This window comes from Armatimonadota bacterium (genome assembly GCA_031459855.1).
Classification (GTDB): domain Bacteria; phylum Sysuimicrobiota; class Sysuimicrobiia; order Sysuimicrobiales; family Humicultoraceae; genus Fervidifonticultor; species Fervidifonticultor primus.
In genome coordinates, this window is the sequence record JAVKHP010000001.1 from 260,745 (window position 1) to 276,342 (window position 15,598).

Genomic DNA, 15,598 nt, shown 5'->3' on the forward strand with positions numbered 1-15,598 from the left:
CACCTCAGGCGGGATGCCGGCCCACGAAGAACCGGTCATCGGGATCCGTGGTGACGTCCAGCCCGGACTGGACCGCCCCCTCGCGCAGCAGCCGCATCTGCGCGGCGTTGAGCCGCATGTGCGGCATGCGGATCGGCCCGCCGTTGAACCCGTTCAGCCAGTCCATGTACTTCCACGCCAGCCGGTGCACCAGGGACGCGCCGCTCACAGTGGCGCGCAGCGCCTGGTAGGCCTCCCGGCAGGGCTGCAGCTGCCAGTAGAGCGCCATCGCCTCCTCCCACCGCCCCGCGTGCATCAGCCGGAACAGCCTGGGGATCCGGTCCCCGAAGTAGTTGTAGTAGCTGGTGCCCAGCCACTGCATGCCGTACGCATCGACCCACACCGGGGCGTTGTGCTCGAACGGATCGGTGACCACCAGGAGGTGGCCCAGGCGCTTCTGGATCTCGACCATGCCGCCCGTGCCGGGGTGGCCGCATTCGTACTTGAGGGCCACGACGGTGTCGAGCTGCGCCATGCGCACCAGCGCCTCGGGCGGGAACGCCGAGGGGTGCAGACGCCGGAAGCCCCAGAAGCCGATGGCGAACAGGATGATGGCCAGGTTCGTGCCGCGGCTCACCGCCTCGGTGTAGGCGACGAGGTCGTCGACGCTCTGCGGGTAGAACGTGAGCGGGTACGCCAGCAGCACCGCCGAGCACCCGGCGTCCTCGGCGATCCTGCACATCGCGAGCAGGTCCTCCAGGGTGTCGAACGAGCCGTGGAGGACCAGGTGGTAGCCGGCCGGCACCGTCGCCGCGGCGATCTCGATGAACTGCGCCATCTCCTCGCGGGTGGTGCCGCACTCGGAGGCCAGCAGCGACCCCCAGAAGCCGCACTCCACCGACCGGCGGAGGTCGTGACGGATCGCGGCGGGGTTGAGCCGGCGCAGGTCACCGGTGAACGTGGGCATGACGACGTTGCAGACGCCGCGCATGGTGGCCCTGGCCCAGGCTTTGGCCTCGTGACGGCGGTAGGGGAGTGCCATGGGGCTACCGCGCGGCGGCCCGCACCGCGGGCGCGGACGCCGTCCGCCGGGCGCGTTGCAGGCGGCGGGCCAGGAAGCGCCGGGTGCGGTCGATGTGCACGCGAATCAGCGTGGACGCCTCGGCGGCGTCGCCCCGGGCGAGGGCCTCCACCACGGCCCGGTGTTCCATGTTGGCCGAGCGGATGCGGGGGCGCGGGCCCGCCACCGTCTGGAGGAACCGGTCGATGGCCATCCGCACGGCGTCCAGCAGCGTGGGCAGCAACGGATTGCCCGCGAGCGTGGCGATCTCCTGGTGGAAGCGCCGATCGAGGTCGAGCCAGGCCTCGGGCTGCTGCTCGCGCACCATGGCCTCCACCAGCGGGCGGAGCCGACTGGCCGCCTCCGGCCGCCGCGCGGCACGGCGTACCGCCAGCAGCTCCAGCGTGGTGCGCACCGCCCACAGGTCGTCCAGGTCGTCCACCTCCAGGGGCGTCACCACCGCGCGCTGGTAGGGCGTCAGGCGCAGGGCGCCGGCGGCAGCGAGGTGCCGGAACGCCTCGCGGACCACGGCACGGCTCACCCCCAGCTCCCGCGCCAGCGCGAACTGGTTCAAAACGCTCCCCATGGGCAGACGGCCTGCCGCGATCTGCTCGCGCAGGGTGGCCGCCACGATCTCGGCCAGGGTCGGCCGGTCGCGCAGCCGATCGAACGTGCCAGGCGATGCCATCCGCTCTTCCCTCCCGCTGTGGATGTCAGCGGATCGCGACGAGGGCGACTTCCCGCTCCCAGAAGACGAGCCGGTTGCGCAGGGCGGCCAGGGCCCGATCCATCGCAAAGCCCATGACCGCCACGATCGCGACGCTGGCGAGGACCCGCGCCTGCGACAGCGACGCGGACGCATAGAGGATCAACCACCCCAGCCCTTCGGTGGAACTGACCATCTCGGTCAGGATGGTGATGATGAAGGCGATGGGCAGGGCGATCCGGAACCCCGTGAACACCTGCGGCGCCGCCGCCGGCGCCATCACCTTCCAGACGACCTGCCAGCGGGTGGCGCCCATGTTCTGTGCCGACCAGACGTAGAGCCGGTCGACGCCGCGCACGCCGTGGTAGGTGGAGATGGCGATGGGGTAGAGGCACTCGAGCGCCACGAGGGCGATCTTCGACAGGTGGCCGATACCGAACAGGAAGACGAAGATAGGGTACAGCGCGATCCGGGGCACCGGGTAGCCGAGGGCGAACAGCGGCTCGATGGCCCGCTCGCACGCGGGCAGCCGGCTCATCGCGATCCCCAGGGGTACCCCGACGACCACCGCGAGCCCAAACCCCGCCATCACCCGCGTGAGCGACGCCCCGACGTGCACCCCCAGCTGCGGGCTCTGCAGCACCAGGACCAGCTGCCCGGCGATGGCCCCCAGGTCGGGGACGAGCCGGGGGTTGGTCAGGCCCGACCGTGCCACCACCTCCCACAGCGCCAGCACGGCAACCACGGGCGCAGCCGACGCCACCGCGCGCCGCACCACCGTCGGACGCGGAGCTCGGGCGGAGGCGGCGACGGCCCCTCGTGCGCCCTCGCTCCCGGTCACGGGCGTCTCCTATCCACGCGGCGTCTCCTCCGCCAGCAGGTAACCGGCCAGCAGCCGCCGCCGCAGGTGCGACAGCAGCCGGTCGGCCCCAAAGCCCAGCACCCCGATCGCCACCAGCGCGGCGAACATCAGCGCGGTGCGACCGCTGGCGTCGGCGCTGACGAGCAAGAACCCCAGCCCGAGCCGGTTGGACGAACCGACCAGCTCGGAGGCCAGCACCAGGATGAACGCCAGCGCCAGCGCCACGCGCAGGCCGCTGAAGATCTGCACCGCAGCACCGGGCACCAGCACCCGCACGAAGATCCGGGCCCGGCTCGCCCCCATGTTCTGGGCCGCCCAGATCCACAGCGGGTCCACCCCACGCACCCCGTAGAGGGCCGCGATGTAGCAGGGGAAGAAGCACGAGAGGGCGATCAGCAGGATCTTGGAGGCGTCGCTGATGCCGAACCAGACCATGAGCACCGGCAGGAACGCCACCTTCGGCACCGGGTACGCCAGAGACACCAGGGGCTCGGTGACCCCGGCCACCGGCCGCACGGCCCCGGCCAGCAGGCCAAGCCCCAGCCCCAGCCCGGCGCCCAGCGCGAACCCGGCCAGCGACCGGTAGAGGCTGACGGCGCTGTGGACGGCCAGCTCGCCCGTGCGCATCAGCGCCGCCGCCTCCTGCACGACGTCGGCCGGGCTGGAGAGATAGCCGGGCAGCCCCCCGACGCTCGCCAGGACCTGCCAGAGCGCCAGCACACCGACCAGCAGTCCCAGCGCCTCGCGGGTCACGACGTCCTCCCCGCAACGACCGTCGTCCAGAGTCCGTCCCGCCGCGGCACCGGCGCGTGGCGTCCCACCGCCACGGGGCCGACCACCGCGCCCCGTCCGTGTCGTCGCGGCGAGATCCCTGCAGCAGCGATGGTCCTCGTCCGCCCGTGGCCGCTCACGGCGCTCCCTCCGTGTCGCCGCAGCGCTCGCGGGCATTCGCCCGCGCTGGGCCCGGCTGCACCGCAGTCGTCACCGGCGTCCCTCCGTGACGTCGCGGAGCTTGAGCACTTCCTCGCGCAGCAGGTCCCACACCTGATTGCGGCGGTCGAGGAACGCCTGGCTCTTCTTGATCTCGAGCCGGCGCGGCCGCGGCAGACGCACGGCCACCTCGGCCTTGATGCGCCCGGGCCGCGCCGAGAAGACCACCACGCGGTCGCCCAGGTAGACCGCTTCCTCGACGTCGTGGGTGACGAAGAGGATGGTCTTCCCGGTCTCCAGCCAGATCCGCTGGAGCTCCTCCTGCATCAGCTCGCGGGTCTGGGCGTCGAGGGCGCCGAAGGGCTCGTCCATCAACAGCACCGCGGGGTCGAACGCGAGCACGCGCGCCAGGGCCACCCGCTGCTTCATGCCACCCGACAGCTCCGCCGGGAACGCATCCTTGAACGCCAGCAACCCCACCAGGCTGAGGTAGCGCTCGGCGATCGCCAGCCGCTCCGCGCGGGGCCGCCCCTGGACCTCCAGGCCCCAGGTGACGTTGCCGAGCACCGTCCGCCACGGAAACAGCGCCAGCTCCTGGAACATCACGCCGCGGTCGGGGCCCGGACCGCGCACCTCCCGGCCGGCGATGCGCATGACCCCGGTGCTCGGCGGCACGAAGCCCCCCAGCAGGTGGAGGAACGTGCTCTTGCCACAGCCGCTGGGCCCGACGATCGTGACGAACTCGCCGGCGGCGACCTGGAGCGACAGGTCCTCCAGCGCTGCGACACGCCGCGAACCGCGGACGAAGACCTTGGACAGCCCCCGCACGTCCACCAGGGGACTGGCGCCCGCGGACGAGGGAACGGGCGAGGGCTCGACGGACATGGTGCGGAGGCCGCGCACTGCGGGACGCAGCCTAGTACGGCAGCATCGAGGTGTCCACGAGCTTGCGCACGTCCACCGGCTTCTGCTGCCAGCCCAGCTTCAGGTGCAGCTCCTGCATCCGCCGCAGGACGTCGAAGGAGATGCGCCCCGAGGGCTCGCGGTACCAATCCTGCATGTCGAAGTAGACCGCCGGAGGAATGGCGACGAACCGCTTGTCGATGAGCGCCTGCCGGGCCTCCCGGGGATTGGCCAGGTACCAGCGCGTCGCCGTGACGAAGTCGCGCAGGAAGGCCCGCACCGCCTCCCGGTGGCGCTCGATGAACTCCGGGCGCAGGAAGAGCACGAGGAGTTCTTCCTCGAAGGGCACGCCGGTCTTGGAGGTGTAGACCACGGTCACCCCGCCGCGCAGCAGCTCGAGGTGCAGGAACGGGTTGGGGAACGTGCCCACGTCGATGCGGCGCGCGCGCAACGCCTCGCCCATGGCCGGGAACGGCACCACCACGAAGCTCACGTCGCGGTCGGCGTTCAGGCCGGCGGCGTCCACCGCGGCGCGCGCCCACAGTTCGGTCGAGGTCTTGAAGCCGACGATGCCGATGCGCTTGCCGCGCAGGTCACGGGGCGAGCGGATCCCGGCGCCCTCCAGGGCCAGATACGTGGTGTTGTGCCAGTTGCCGCCCGGGACTTCCCGGGAGATGCTCGCCACCAGTTTGATCGGAACCCCCTGCTCGCCGGCGAACAACGCCGTGGGCGCCGGGATCGTCCCGCCGTCGATCTGGCCCGCCTCGTAGGCGCGCAGGCGGTCGTCGCTGGCCCGGAAGGCCACGAGCCGCAACGTGTACGCCCTGCCCTGGTTGGGCGTCACGTCCGGCCGGGCGCCCATCAACCACAGTTGCTCCTCGGCCGCAAAGCCGTGCCCCAGGCGGATCTCCACCGGCCCCGCGGGACCGGCCCGGCCCGCCCCACCGACGACCGCGACCGCCAGGAGTACTGCCAGGGTGCACACCGCCAGCCTCATCGCTCTCCCCCCTCCGCCCGCGCGGGATGCTGTACTGCCAGCCCACGACATGCCGCGCCCGTCGGCCCGCCGCGCTCGCGACGGTCGCCCTGGAGCGCAGGTGCCCGAGTGACCTGCGACCCAGCTGCCCGCCCTCGCGACGACCGTTGCGGCGGCCACCTCTGTGCACCCGGCGCTAGGTGACAGAGGCGCTCATCGGCGCTTATGGGGAACTGTATGACAGTTCGACAGTTCTCCGGTTTGCGTTGTTTTCCTGCCGCGCCGTGCAGGCCGTGGAGAAACGCGCGCGCACTCGCACAGAAGCCCGGGGCACTTTCCCGCCGACGGCACGACCGCCATCTGCAGCGCCTGTCACACCCCGAGCCCACACGTCTGACCTCCCGGCATGTGGGGCATATCACGTGCGAGGAGATCTGGAGGAACGCATGGCGGCGACCTACAACGTGCTGCTCGTCGGCTTGGCCGGGATGGCGATCGGGTGGATCCTCGCCCTACGGGCCCTCACCGAGCTGGGGCCGTGGGGACCGCTGGCCGGCCTGGCGTTCCTCGGGCTCGTCATCGTCGGCCTGATCCGCGCCGCGGACATCTAAGCCCCCTCGAACCGCTGCAATGCCACCCGGGAAGTCCACCGGGCAGACGCGGCGCGGCGGTCCGGGCCCTATCGGCCTCGGACCGATGGCCCTACGCTCGTGCCCTCCCTGACAGCCAGGCATCGTCCGTGTCGGCTTGCCACGCATCCGCCGGATGCCCTCGCCTGCCAGCAGCACAGTCCTGGGCGGGCATGGTCCTTCCCACCGGTCAAGAGCGGTCTCACCTGCGGCACCTGCAGGAGCTCGTCGCTTAACTGACGAACTGTTGTTCGCCTGTCTGGGACCGTCGTGCGACGATAGGCGACAACCGTAGCCGCGTGCGCGATCGTCGGCACAGGTTCCCTCAAGGAAAAGGAAGGACGGGAGGACGACCGTGGCGGTGCGACGATGACCCTCGAGCAGGTCCTGGACGCCCTGAAGACGGCGCCGGCCACAGCCGGCGGCATCACGGCCTGGCGGGAGCTGCCGGCCAGGCCGGCGTTGTGGGCACCGATCCCCGACGCCCTCGACCCGCGCCTGGCGGCGGCGCTGCGCCGCAACGGCATCGAGGCGCTCTACAGCCACCAGGCCGAGGCGTGGGAGGCGGTGCGGGCGGGCAGGCACGTGGTGGTGGTCACGCCCACCGCGTCGGGGAAGACGCTGTGCTACAACCTGCCGGTGCTGGACGCGGTGCTGGCCGCCCCGCAGACGCGCGCCCTCTACCTGTTCCCGACCAAGGCGCTCTCGATGGACCAGGTGGACGAGCTGCAGCGCCTGATCGACACCCTCGACGTCGACATCAAGGCCTACACCTACGACGGCGACACGCCCGCGCAGGCCCGGCGCGCCATCCGCACGGCCGGTCACATCGTCGTGACCAACCCCGACATGCTGCACGCGGCGATCCTCCCGCACCACACCCAGTGGCTGCGCCTGTTCGAGAACCTGCGCTACGTCGTGCTCGACGAGCTGCACACCTACCGGGGGTTGTTCGGCAGCCACGTGGCCAACGTGTTGCGCCGGTTGCGGCGGCTGTGTCGGTTCTACGGCACGGCGCCCCAGTTCATCTGCTGCTCGGCGACCGTGGGGAATCCCAAGGAGCTGGCCGAACGCCTGCTGGAGGAGCCGGTGACCCTCGTCGACCGGAACGGCGCCCCGGCGGGGCCCCGGGTGTTCGTCATGTACAACCCGCCGGTGGTCAACCGGGCGCTGGGGATCCGTCGCGACAGCATCCTGGAGGCCGGACGGCTGGCGGGCGAGTTCATCCGCAACCGCATCCCCCTCATCGCGTTCGCCCGCAGCCGCCGCACCGCCGAGCTGCTCACCACCGCCTTCAAGGAGACCGCGGCGATCCACGGCGTGGGCGCGCACCGCGTGGCCGGCTACCGGGCCGGCTACCTGCCCGGCGAGCGCCGCGCCATCGAGCGGGGGCTGCGCGAGGGCGAGGTGCTGGCCGTGGCAGCGACCAACGCGCTGGAGCTCGGCATTGACATCGGGCGCCTCCGCGCGGCGCTGCTGGTGGGCTACCCGGGGACCATCGCCTCCACCTGGCAGCAGGCGGGGCGCGCGGGCCGCACCGGCGACCTGGCGGTGGCGATCCTGGTGGCCACCAGCGATCCGCTCGACCAGTACATCGTGCGCCACCCCGAGTACTTCTTCGAGCAGCCCCCGGAGGCCGCGCTGCTCAACCCCGACAACCTCTACGTGCTGACCAGCCACGTGCGGTGCGCGGCCTTCGAGCTGCCCTTCGTGGACGGCGAGCGGTTCGGCCCGCCCACGCTCCCCGAGATCCTCGACTACCTCGCCCGGCAGCGGATCCTCCACCACGAGGGCGGCCGCTGGCACTACATCGCCGACGCCTATCCGGCGCGGGACGTCTCGCTGCGCAGCGCCTCGGTGGAGAACGTGGTGATCATCGACACCACCGAGGCGACGCCGCGCGTGATCGGCGAGGTCGACCTGGCCAGCGCCCCCGCCCTGGTGCACGAGGACGCCATCTACCTGCACCTGGGCCAGCAGTACCACGTGGACCGCCTGGCGTGGGACGAGCGCAAAGCCTACGTCCACCGCGTCACCGTCAACTACTACACCACCGCGCAGATCGCCGTGGACGTCCGCGTGCTGCAGGAGTTCGCCCGCAGCGCCGACGCCCCGTCGGCCGCCTGGGGCGAGGTGGTGGTGACCTACCGGCCCACGATCTACAAGAAGCTGACCCTCGAGCGCCACGAGAACGTCGGGTGGGGACCGATCCACCTGCCCGAGTCGACGCTGCACACCTCAGCGTACTGGATGACGCTGCCGCCGCTGCCGCTGTCCCGCGACGAGGTCCAGAGCGTGCTGGCGGCCCTGACCCACGCGCTGGCGCACGTCGCCGCGCTCTACCTCATGTGCGACCCCCGCGACCTGGGGCGCACCTACGAGGTGGCCTCGCCCCACACCGGTCGGCCCACGATCTTCCTCTACGATGCCGTGCCCGGTGGCGTCGGGTTCGCCGAACGCCTCTTCCGCCTGCGGGCCGAGGTGCTGGCGGCCGCGCGGGACCTCATCGCAGCGTGCGGCTGTGAGGCCGGGTGCCCCTCGTGCGTGGGCCCCGCGCTCGAGGCCGGCCATCGCGGCAAGACTCTCGCGCGCGAAGTGCTGGATGTCCGCCTGGCCCCCCGCTCCGGCGGCCGCTGACGACGAGCGGCCGGCCGTAACCGTCGCGCCGCTTGGCGCGCGGCTGGCCGCGCTGGGCGTGCTGGGTCGGCGCCCCCACGACGATGGGGAGCCCGCCCGTGGTGACGGGGGGCCGGCGTTCGAGGTCCGCCGGCAGGTGCACAGCGCCACCGCGTTGTTCGGACGCGAGGGCCCCGCACCCGACGACGCCGGCGTCCTCTTCCTCGACACCGAGACGACCGGGCTCGCGGGCGGCACGGGCACTACGCCGTTCCTGATCGGCGTCGCCTTCCTCGACGGCGGCGACCTCGTCGTCGAGCAGTACTTCCTCCGCCGGCTGTCGGGCGAGCCGGCGCTGCTGGACGCCCTGCGCCCGCGGCTGGAGGAGGCGACGCAGCTCGTCACCTTCAACGGCCGACGCTTCGACTGGCCGATCCTGGCGGCGCGCTACGTGCTGAGCCGGCGGCGGATCGCGCCACCGGCGCAGCACCTCGACCTGATGCGTGTGGCGCGGCGCCTGTGGCACCGACCGCTCGGTACGTACCGCCTGGCCGTCGTCGAGCGCCTGGCGCTGGCGATCGATCGCGGCTGCGACATCGACAGCGCGCAGATCCCGGGGCTCTACGTCCACTACCTGCGCACGGGCGACGCCGCGGCGCTCGAGCCCGTCTTCGCCCACAACGCCCACGACGTGCGCGCGCTGGTGGACCTGCGCCGGCGTGTACGGCGCTGGGTCGAGCACGGGGAAGACCCGCCGCCGCCGATCGACTGGGAGGGGCTGGGGGTGTTGCGGCTGCAGGCCGCCCAGGAGGCGGCGGCCGAAGACGCCCTGCGGCGCGCGCTGCGGGTGGAAGACGACCCGGCGGTGCGGTGGCGCGTCGCCCGCCGGCTGGCCCGGGTGCTGCGGCGCACGGGCCGCCACGACGAGGTGGCCGCGGTGTGGGATCGCGAGGTCGGCGGTCGGGGCGTCTGGCGCGTGCGCGCGCTGCTGGAGGCGGCGACGGCCTACCGGCGCGCCCGCCGTCCGGCGCAGGCGCAGGCCGCCCTCGACGAGGCGGCCGCGCTGGTGGAGTGGCTCGCCTTGTGCGGCGACCCGGCGGCGGCCGACCTCGACGGCGAGATCCGGCGCCGCCGCCGCGCCCTCGAGACCTCGCGCGGCGTCCGCTGACGCCAGCGCCCAGCCCGGCTGCCTGCCAGCATCGGTCGCGCGCGCTGGCAGTCCGCGCCGACGGCCACGGGGCCCGGCGCGCGCGATCCGGCGCCGCGCGGCGGCGCGTCCGGAAGCGCCCGTCCTTTGGGCACCGGATCGGCCGCGGGCAACGGATCGGCCTCGTGCGCCGCCTGTCGCTGCACGCCGCGGCGCGGGGCGCGCCTACGTGTCCGCGAGCCCCGCGAGGTGCTGCACGAACCGGGCGAGCGCCGAGTGGTCGAGGTCACCGCCCTGCTGGGCCATCAGGGCCACCAGGGCCTCGTGGACCAGCCCGGTGGCGGGCAGCGGCACACCGTAGGCCCGGCCTGCCGCCAGCGCGATCTGCAGGTCCTTCTCGTGCAGCCGCACACGGAACCCCGGCGTGTAGTTGCGCTCGAGGATGCGCTGGCCGTGGAGGTCGAGGATCCGGCTCTGCGCGAAGCCGCCCAGCAGCGCCTGGCGCACCCGGGCTGGATCCACGCCCGCCTTGCGCGCCAGCGTCAGCGCCTCGGCCACCGCCATGATCGTCACCGCGACGACGATCTGGTTGCAGGCTTTGGCGATCTGGCCGGCGCCGTGGTCCTCGCCGATGTGGACGATGTTCTTCCCCAGCGCCTCGAAGACGGGCCGCACCCGCTCGAACAACGCCCGCGGGCCGCCCACCATGATGGACAGCGTGGCCTCGATGGCGCCCTTCTGCCCGCCCGAGACCGGGGCGTCCAGGAACCCGACGCCTCGGGCGGCGAGCGCCGCGGCCACCTCGCGGGCGACCAGCGGCGAGATCGTGCTCATGTCCACCACGACCTGCCCCGCCCGCGCCCCTTCCAGCACCCCATCGGGGCCCAGCACCACGGCCTGCACGTCGGGGCCGTCGGGCAGCATGGTGATGACGATGTCGCTGGCGGCCGCCACGCCGCGCGGCGAGCCGCCGTCGGTGGCACCCGCGGCCACCAGCTCGTCGACGGGCGGCCGCGACCGCGAGTGCACCACGACCGGGAAGCCGGCCGCGCGCAGGTTGCGCGCCATGGGCTTCCCCATGATTCCCAGACCGATGAACCCGATGCGCTCCATGCTCACGCTCCTGTCCAGGTGTCGGTACGCGCTGTTGCGCCGTCGCGCAGCAAGCGGGAAGGCGCACCCCCCTTGCCCTGTCCGGCTCTGCCCGGCTCTGCCTGACTACACCCGACCTCGCCCCGTCCGACCCGGCCCGGCCCCGTTCGGTCTCGCCCGACCCGGCCCGCCCGACCACGGGCCGTTACCGCCGGGTGAACCCCATCGCCTCGATCCAGTCGAACGACGCGTCGGTGGGGCCGACGGGCCGGTACTCCAGGCCGACGTCGCCGGCGTAGTCGGTGCGGTCCAGGGCCCGCAGCACGTAGGCGAAGTTGATCTCGCCCGTGCCGGGCTGACCGCGGTCGGGCGCGTCGGCGATCTGGACATGGCCGATGCGGCCGATGTTGCGGGTCAGGGTGTAGGTCAGGTTGCCCTCCATGCGCTGCGCGTGGTAGACGTCGTACTGCACCTTCAGGTTGGCGGCGCCCACGGCGTCCTGCAGCGCGAACGCCTCCTGCGGCGTGCGCAGGAAGAAGCCGGGGACGTCGAAGGTGTTCACGGGCTCGATGAGCAGCACCAGCCCCTCGCGCTCGAACGCCGCCGCGGCGTACTTGATGTTGTCCACCAGGCACGCCCACTGCTCGGCCAGGGGCACGTCGTCCAGCTGCCGGCCCACCAGGCAGTTGACCCGCGGGCACCCCAGGCGTCGGGCGACGTCGATGCCCAGGCGGACGCCCTCGCGGAACTCGGCACGGCGCGCGGGGTCGACGGCGATCCCGCGGTCCCCCGCGTCCCAGTCGCCGGCCGGGAGGTTGAACAGGGCCTGGCGCAGGCCCAGCCGCCGCAGCTCGCCGACCACGGCGTCGAGATCTTCCTGGTACGGGAACATGTACTCCACCGCGCCGAACCCGGCGCGCGCCGCCGCCTCGAAGCGTGCGAGGAAGGGACGGTCGGTCCAGAGGAAGGTCAGGTTGGCAGCAAACCGCAGCATCGGCACCTCCCACGGTAAGGGGCTCGTCGCGCTGTCCGGGTGCGCGTTAGCGTGGCAGCAAACCGCAGCGTCGGCACCTCCAGCGCATGTGATGTCACCGGACAGCACACCATCGCTTCACACCCCGGCCGTGCAGTTCCTTCCACAGGCCGTAGGTTCGCGGGGCGCGCGTGCGCAGGCCGTGCGTGCGCAGGCCGTGCGCGCGGGCCGTGCGTGCGCGGGCCGTGCCCGCTGGGCCGTCGCCGCCATCTGTGGGTCCACGACGGGCCGCCGCCGCGGCCGACCGTGGCGATCTCCTCCCGGCGACGCAAGCGTACGCGCACCGGCGCAGCCGCCGGCGGCCAGCACCGCCCGCACCGTCACGTCCCGGGTGGCAGCAGGTACAGCCCGGATGGGGAGAACTGGAGCCGGACGGTGGCGCCAGGCGGGTAGAGGCGATCGACGCTCTCCGGATCGGCCACGCTGAGCTCGCCCACCTCGGTGTCCACCAGGTAGTCGGCCACCGCGCCCATGAAGAACGCGCTGCGGATCCGGCCGGGGAGGCCGTCCCCGTCGGGGCGCAGGCGGATCGCCTCCGGACGCACCATCAGCGTCGCCGGTCCGGGGCCGACCCCGTCCTGCCGGTAGGGGAACCGGTACGTGCCCACCCGGACGGTGTCGGCCTCCACCACCGCCGGCAACAGGTTGGCTTCCCCGATGAAGTCGGCCACGAAGTGCGACGCCGGTCGGCGGTACAGGTCGGCGGGCCTGCCGATCTGCTCGATGCGCCCCTGGTTCATCACCACCACGATGTCGGAGATGGCCAGCGCTTCGGCCTGGTCGTGGGTGACGTAGACGCTGGTGATGCCCAGCTGCTGCTGGAGCAGCCGGATGTCGGCCCGCACCCGCCGCCGCAGCTTGGCGTCGAGGTTCGACAGCGGTTCGTCGAACAGCAGCACCCGCGGCTGCATCACCAGCGCCCGGGCCAGGGCCACGCGCTGCTGCTGGCCGCCCGACAGCTGCCCGGGGTAGCGCGTCTCCAGGCCGGGCAAGCCCACCAGCGCCAGCACGTCGGCCACGCGCCGGCGCACCTCGTCCTCGGGCCTGCGCTGCACCCGCAGGCCGTAGGCGACGTTCTCGTAGACGGTCAGGTGCGGGAACAGGGCGTAGGCCTGGAAGACCATGGTCACGCTGCGGTGGGCCGCCGGCAGCGGAGTGACGTCCTCGCCGCCGATGAAGATCCGCCCCTCGGTGGGCCGTTCGAGCCCCGCGATCATGCGCAGCGTCGTGGTCTTGCCGCACCCTGAGGGGCCCAGCAACGTCACCAGCGCGCCGGCCGGAATCTCCAGCGAGATGCGGTCGACGGCGACGACGCTGCCAAAGCGCTTGGACACGCCCTCCAGCCGCACGGGCGTCGCCTCGCGCCGGGCGGCGGCGGGCGCCTGCGCGGGCGGTGCGGGCTGCTGCATCGGCATACCGTCGTGCGCCACGGCGCCTACAGGGCGGGCAGCTCGCGGGCGGGGCCACCGCCCCACCGCTGCGTGGCCAGGTACAGGGCCAGGATCACGGCGGCCATGAACACGACCAGCACCGCCGAGAGGGCCGCGCCCAGCCCGAAGGTGCCGTAGTTGATGTAGGAGAGGATCTGCGTGGTGGCTAGGTTGGTGCGCGGCGTGATCAGGAAGATCACCTGGCTGATGGCCGTCATGGCTCGCACGAAGCTGAAGATCGCCCCCGCCAGGAGCGCGCCGCGCACCAGGGGGACCACGATGCGGCGCAGCGTGGTCGCCGTCCCCGCCCGCAGCATCGTCGAGGCCTCCTCCAGGCTGCGGTCGACCTGGAGGATGGCTGCAACGCCGGCGCGCAGGGCCACCGGCATGTTGCGGAAGACGAAGGCCAGGACGATGATCAGCTCGGTGCCGGTGAAGAGCAGCACGCCGGTGTTGAACGCCAGGATGTAGCCGATGCCCATGACCGTGCCCGGCGTGGCGAACGACAGCATCGAGGCGAACGCCAGGGCCTCGCGGCCAGGGAAGGGCACGCGGCTGACCAGGTAGCCAATCAGGAAGCCCACCACCGTGGACGGCACCGCGGCCACTGCCGACAACCACGCGGTGGTGCGGAACACATGCCAGCCCGTGGGCGACAGCCCCCGGACGTGCTCGAGGGTGAACGTGTAGTCGAAGCCCCACAGCTTGGTCACGGCGCCCACGAAGACCGAGCCGTACAGCAGCACGATCAGCACCAGCCACAGGCCGAAGACCGCCGTCACGGCGTAGTCCAGCAGTGGCGGCAGGGGGCGGGCCGCGCCCTGCGCCGAGGGCCGCCCGGTCACCGTCACGTACGACCGGCGGCCGACCCAGCGCTGCTGCACCAGGAACAGGCTGAGCGTGAGCGCCAGCAGCGCGACCCCGAACACCGCGGCCTCGGGTACCCCGCGGCCGGTGGCCGCGAAGAAGATCTCGGTGGCCAGGTAGGGCAGCCCGCCCCCCACCACGATCGGGTTGCCGAAGTCGGCCAGGCTCTCGATGGCCACCAGCAGGAAGGCGTTGGCCACACCGGGCCGGGCCAGGGGCCAGACCACGGTGCGCAGGATGTGCCAGCGGTCGGCGCCCAGCGTCTCGGCGGCCTCCTCCAGCGCGGCGTCCATCTGGCGCACGACCCCCTGCAGGATGAGGAACGCGATGGGCGTGTAGGCCAGTACCTGGGCCAGCGTCACGCCGATCATGCCCGCGAACGCGGTGGTGGACAGCCCGAGCAGGTGGTGGGTGATGTACCCGCGCCGGCCGAACAGGTAGATGATCGCCAGGCCCAGGACGAACGGCGGCGTGATGATCGGCAGGATCGAGATCGGCCCGAACAGCCGCCGGGTGGGGAGCCGCGAGCGCTCAGCCAGCAGCGCGAACAGGAACCCCAGGCCGGTAGACAGCCCGCCCACCACCAGCGCCAGCAACACGCTGTTGCGCACGGCGCCAAACCCCAGGAGGAGGGCGACCAGCACCCCGACGCCCGCTCCCCCACCACCGGCCCACAGCCCCACCGCCCGCACCGGCCGCCGCGTCAGCAGCGCGGCGGCCCCCGCGAGCAGCCCTGCGCCGGCGCCGGCCAGCAGCGCGGCCCGCCCCTCGTCGAGCGGGGTCGCCGGGTTGTTGATCAGGAGGAAGGCGGGCGAGCGGATCGTCTCGCGTACGACGTCGAGCGTGAAGCGGCCGTTCACGACCACCGCGCCCTGGAGGACCGCGACCAGCGGGTAGACGATGAAGGCGGCCACGAACGCGCCAGCCCAGACGATGCAGGTGGCCACGAAGGCGTCGGCCAGCAGGTAGCCGCCCAACGACAGACCGACCCCGAGCACGGTGAGCAGACCCAGCAGCAGCACGAGCGCCCCCGGGCCCAGGGGAGCGCCCGTGCTGCTCACCGCCCACGCGGCGGCCAGCAGCCCGACGAGCGCGGCCGCCACGAGCAGACGGCCGCGGCGGTACAGGGGGAGCGGCGCCACGGCCAGCGCTGTCGCGGCGGCGGCGGCGGTGACCGCCGCCGCCGCCGCGGGCTGCCGGGCCGCCACCTCGATGCCCAGCGAGCCGGGCGCGAACGCCAGCAGGTCGCGGCCGACGCGCGCCCAGGGCAAGCCCAGCGCCGCGAGCGCCGTGCCGACCCCCAGGCCGGCCAGCGACCATGGGATGCCCGTCAGCCTGGCCCGGGCGATCGCAGGGGTTGCCATTGCG

The 15,598-nt window shown here is 72.9% G+C and carries 13 protein-coding genes; 3 read left to right on the forward strand and 10 right to left on the reverse strand.

Annotation, left to right across the window (positions count from 1 at the left end; genetic code table 11):
- Positions 1–4 precede the first annotated feature (4 nt).
- The 6 genes from QN157_01180 to QN157_01205 form a co-directional block, all read right to left on the reverse strand.
- A complete protein-coding gene (locus QN157_01180) occupies positions 5–1,021 on the reverse strand; it encodes a dihydrodipicolinate synthase family protein (GenBank protein MDR7554196.1) in 1,017 nt (338 codons plus the stop codon).
- 4 nt (positions 1,022–1,025) lie between these two features.
- Complete coding sequence (locus QN157_01185; protein ID MDR7554197.1) at positions 1,026–1,727, reverse strand: GntR family transcriptional regulator; 702 nt, start codon at positions 1,725–1,727, stop codon at positions 1,026–1,028.
- A gap of 25 nt (positions 1,728–1,752) precedes the next feature.
- Positions 1,753–2,586 carry an ABC transporter permease gene (locus tag QN157_01190; GenBank protein ID MDR7554198.1) on the reverse strand — a complete coding sequence of 278 codons (834 nt, stop codon included), beginning with the start codon at positions 2,584–2,586 and terminating at the stop codon, positions 1,753–1,755.
- 9 nt (positions 2,587–2,595) lie between these two features.
- A complete protein-coding gene (locus QN157_01195) occupies positions 2,596–3,360 on the reverse strand; it encodes an ABC transporter permease (GenBank protein ID MDR7554199.1) in 765 nt (254 codons plus the stop codon).
- 228 nt (positions 3,361–3,588) lie between these two features.
- Positions 3,589–4,422 carry an ABC transporter ATP-binding protein gene (locus QN157_01200; protein MDR7554200.1) on the reverse strand — a complete coding sequence of 278 codons (834 nt, stop codon included), beginning with the start codon at positions 4,420–4,422 and terminating at the stop codon, positions 3,589–3,591.
- Between the two features lie 31 nt (positions 4,423–4,453).
- Complete coding sequence (locus QN157_01205) at positions 4,454–5,437, reverse strand: ABC transporter substrate-binding protein (GenBank protein MDR7554201.1); 984 nt, start codon at positions 5,435–5,437, stop codon at positions 4,454–4,456.
- Positions 5,438–5,838: 401 nt separating this feature from the next.
- Here QN157_01205 and QN157_01210 point away from each other — a divergent pair, with 401 nt between their 5' ends.
- The 3 genes from QN157_01210 (at position 5,839) to QN157_01220 (ending at position 9,829) form a co-directional block, all read left to right on the forward strand.
- Positions 5,839–6,027 carry a hypothetical protein gene (locus tag QN157_01210; GenBank protein ID MDR7554202.1) on the forward strand — a complete coding sequence of 63 codons (189 nt, stop codon included), beginning with the start codon at positions 5,839–5,841 and terminating at the stop codon, positions 6,025–6,027.
- Between the two features lie 387 nt (positions 6,028–6,414).
- On the forward strand, positions 6,415–8,682 hold the full coding sequence (locus QN157_01215) for a DEAD/DEAH box helicase (GenBank protein ID MDR7554203.1): 2,268 nt from the start codon (positions 6,415–6,417) through the stop codon (positions 8,680–8,682).
- The gene (locus QN157_01220; protein ID MDR7554204.1) at positions 8,648–9,829 is read left to right on the forward strand and encodes a ribonuclease H-like domain-containing protein; all 1,182 of its coding nucleotides are present in this window, start codon (positions 8,648–8,650) and stop codon (positions 9,827–9,829) included. The genes QN157_01215 and QN157_01220 overlap by 35 nt, the downstream gene beginning before the upstream one ends.
- Before the next feature lie 204 nt (positions 9,830–10,033).
- Here QN157_01220 and QN157_01225 read toward each other — a convergent pair whose 3' ends face one another.
- From QN157_01225 to QN157_01240, 4 genes are all read right to left on the reverse strand, one after another.
- Positions 10,034–10,939, reverse strand: coding sequence for a 2-hydroxy-3-oxopropionate reductase (locus QN157_01225; protein MDR7554205.1), 906 nt, complete (start codon positions 10,937–10,939; stop codon positions 10,034–10,036).
- A 166-nt stretch (positions 10,940–11,105) separates the two neighbouring features.
- Positions 11,106–11,894, reverse strand: coding sequence for a hydroxypyruvate isomerase family protein (locus QN157_01230; GenBank protein ID MDR7554206.1), 789 nt, complete (start codon positions 11,892–11,894; stop codon positions 11,106–11,108).
- A 359-nt stretch (positions 11,895–12,253) separates the two neighbouring features.
- On the reverse strand, positions 12,254–13,342 hold the full coding sequence (locus QN157_01235; protein MDR7554207.1) for an ABC transporter ATP-binding protein: 1,089 nt from the start codon (positions 13,340–13,342) through the stop codon (positions 12,254–12,256).
- A 26-nt stretch (positions 13,343–13,368) separates the two neighbouring features.
- Positions 13,369–15,594: an iron ABC transporter permease gene (locus QN157_01240; protein MDR7554208.1), complete on the reverse strand. Its 2,226-nt coding sequence runs from the start codon at positions 15,592–15,594 to the stop codon at positions 13,369–13,371.
- Positions 15,595–15,598 lie beyond the last annotated feature (4 nt).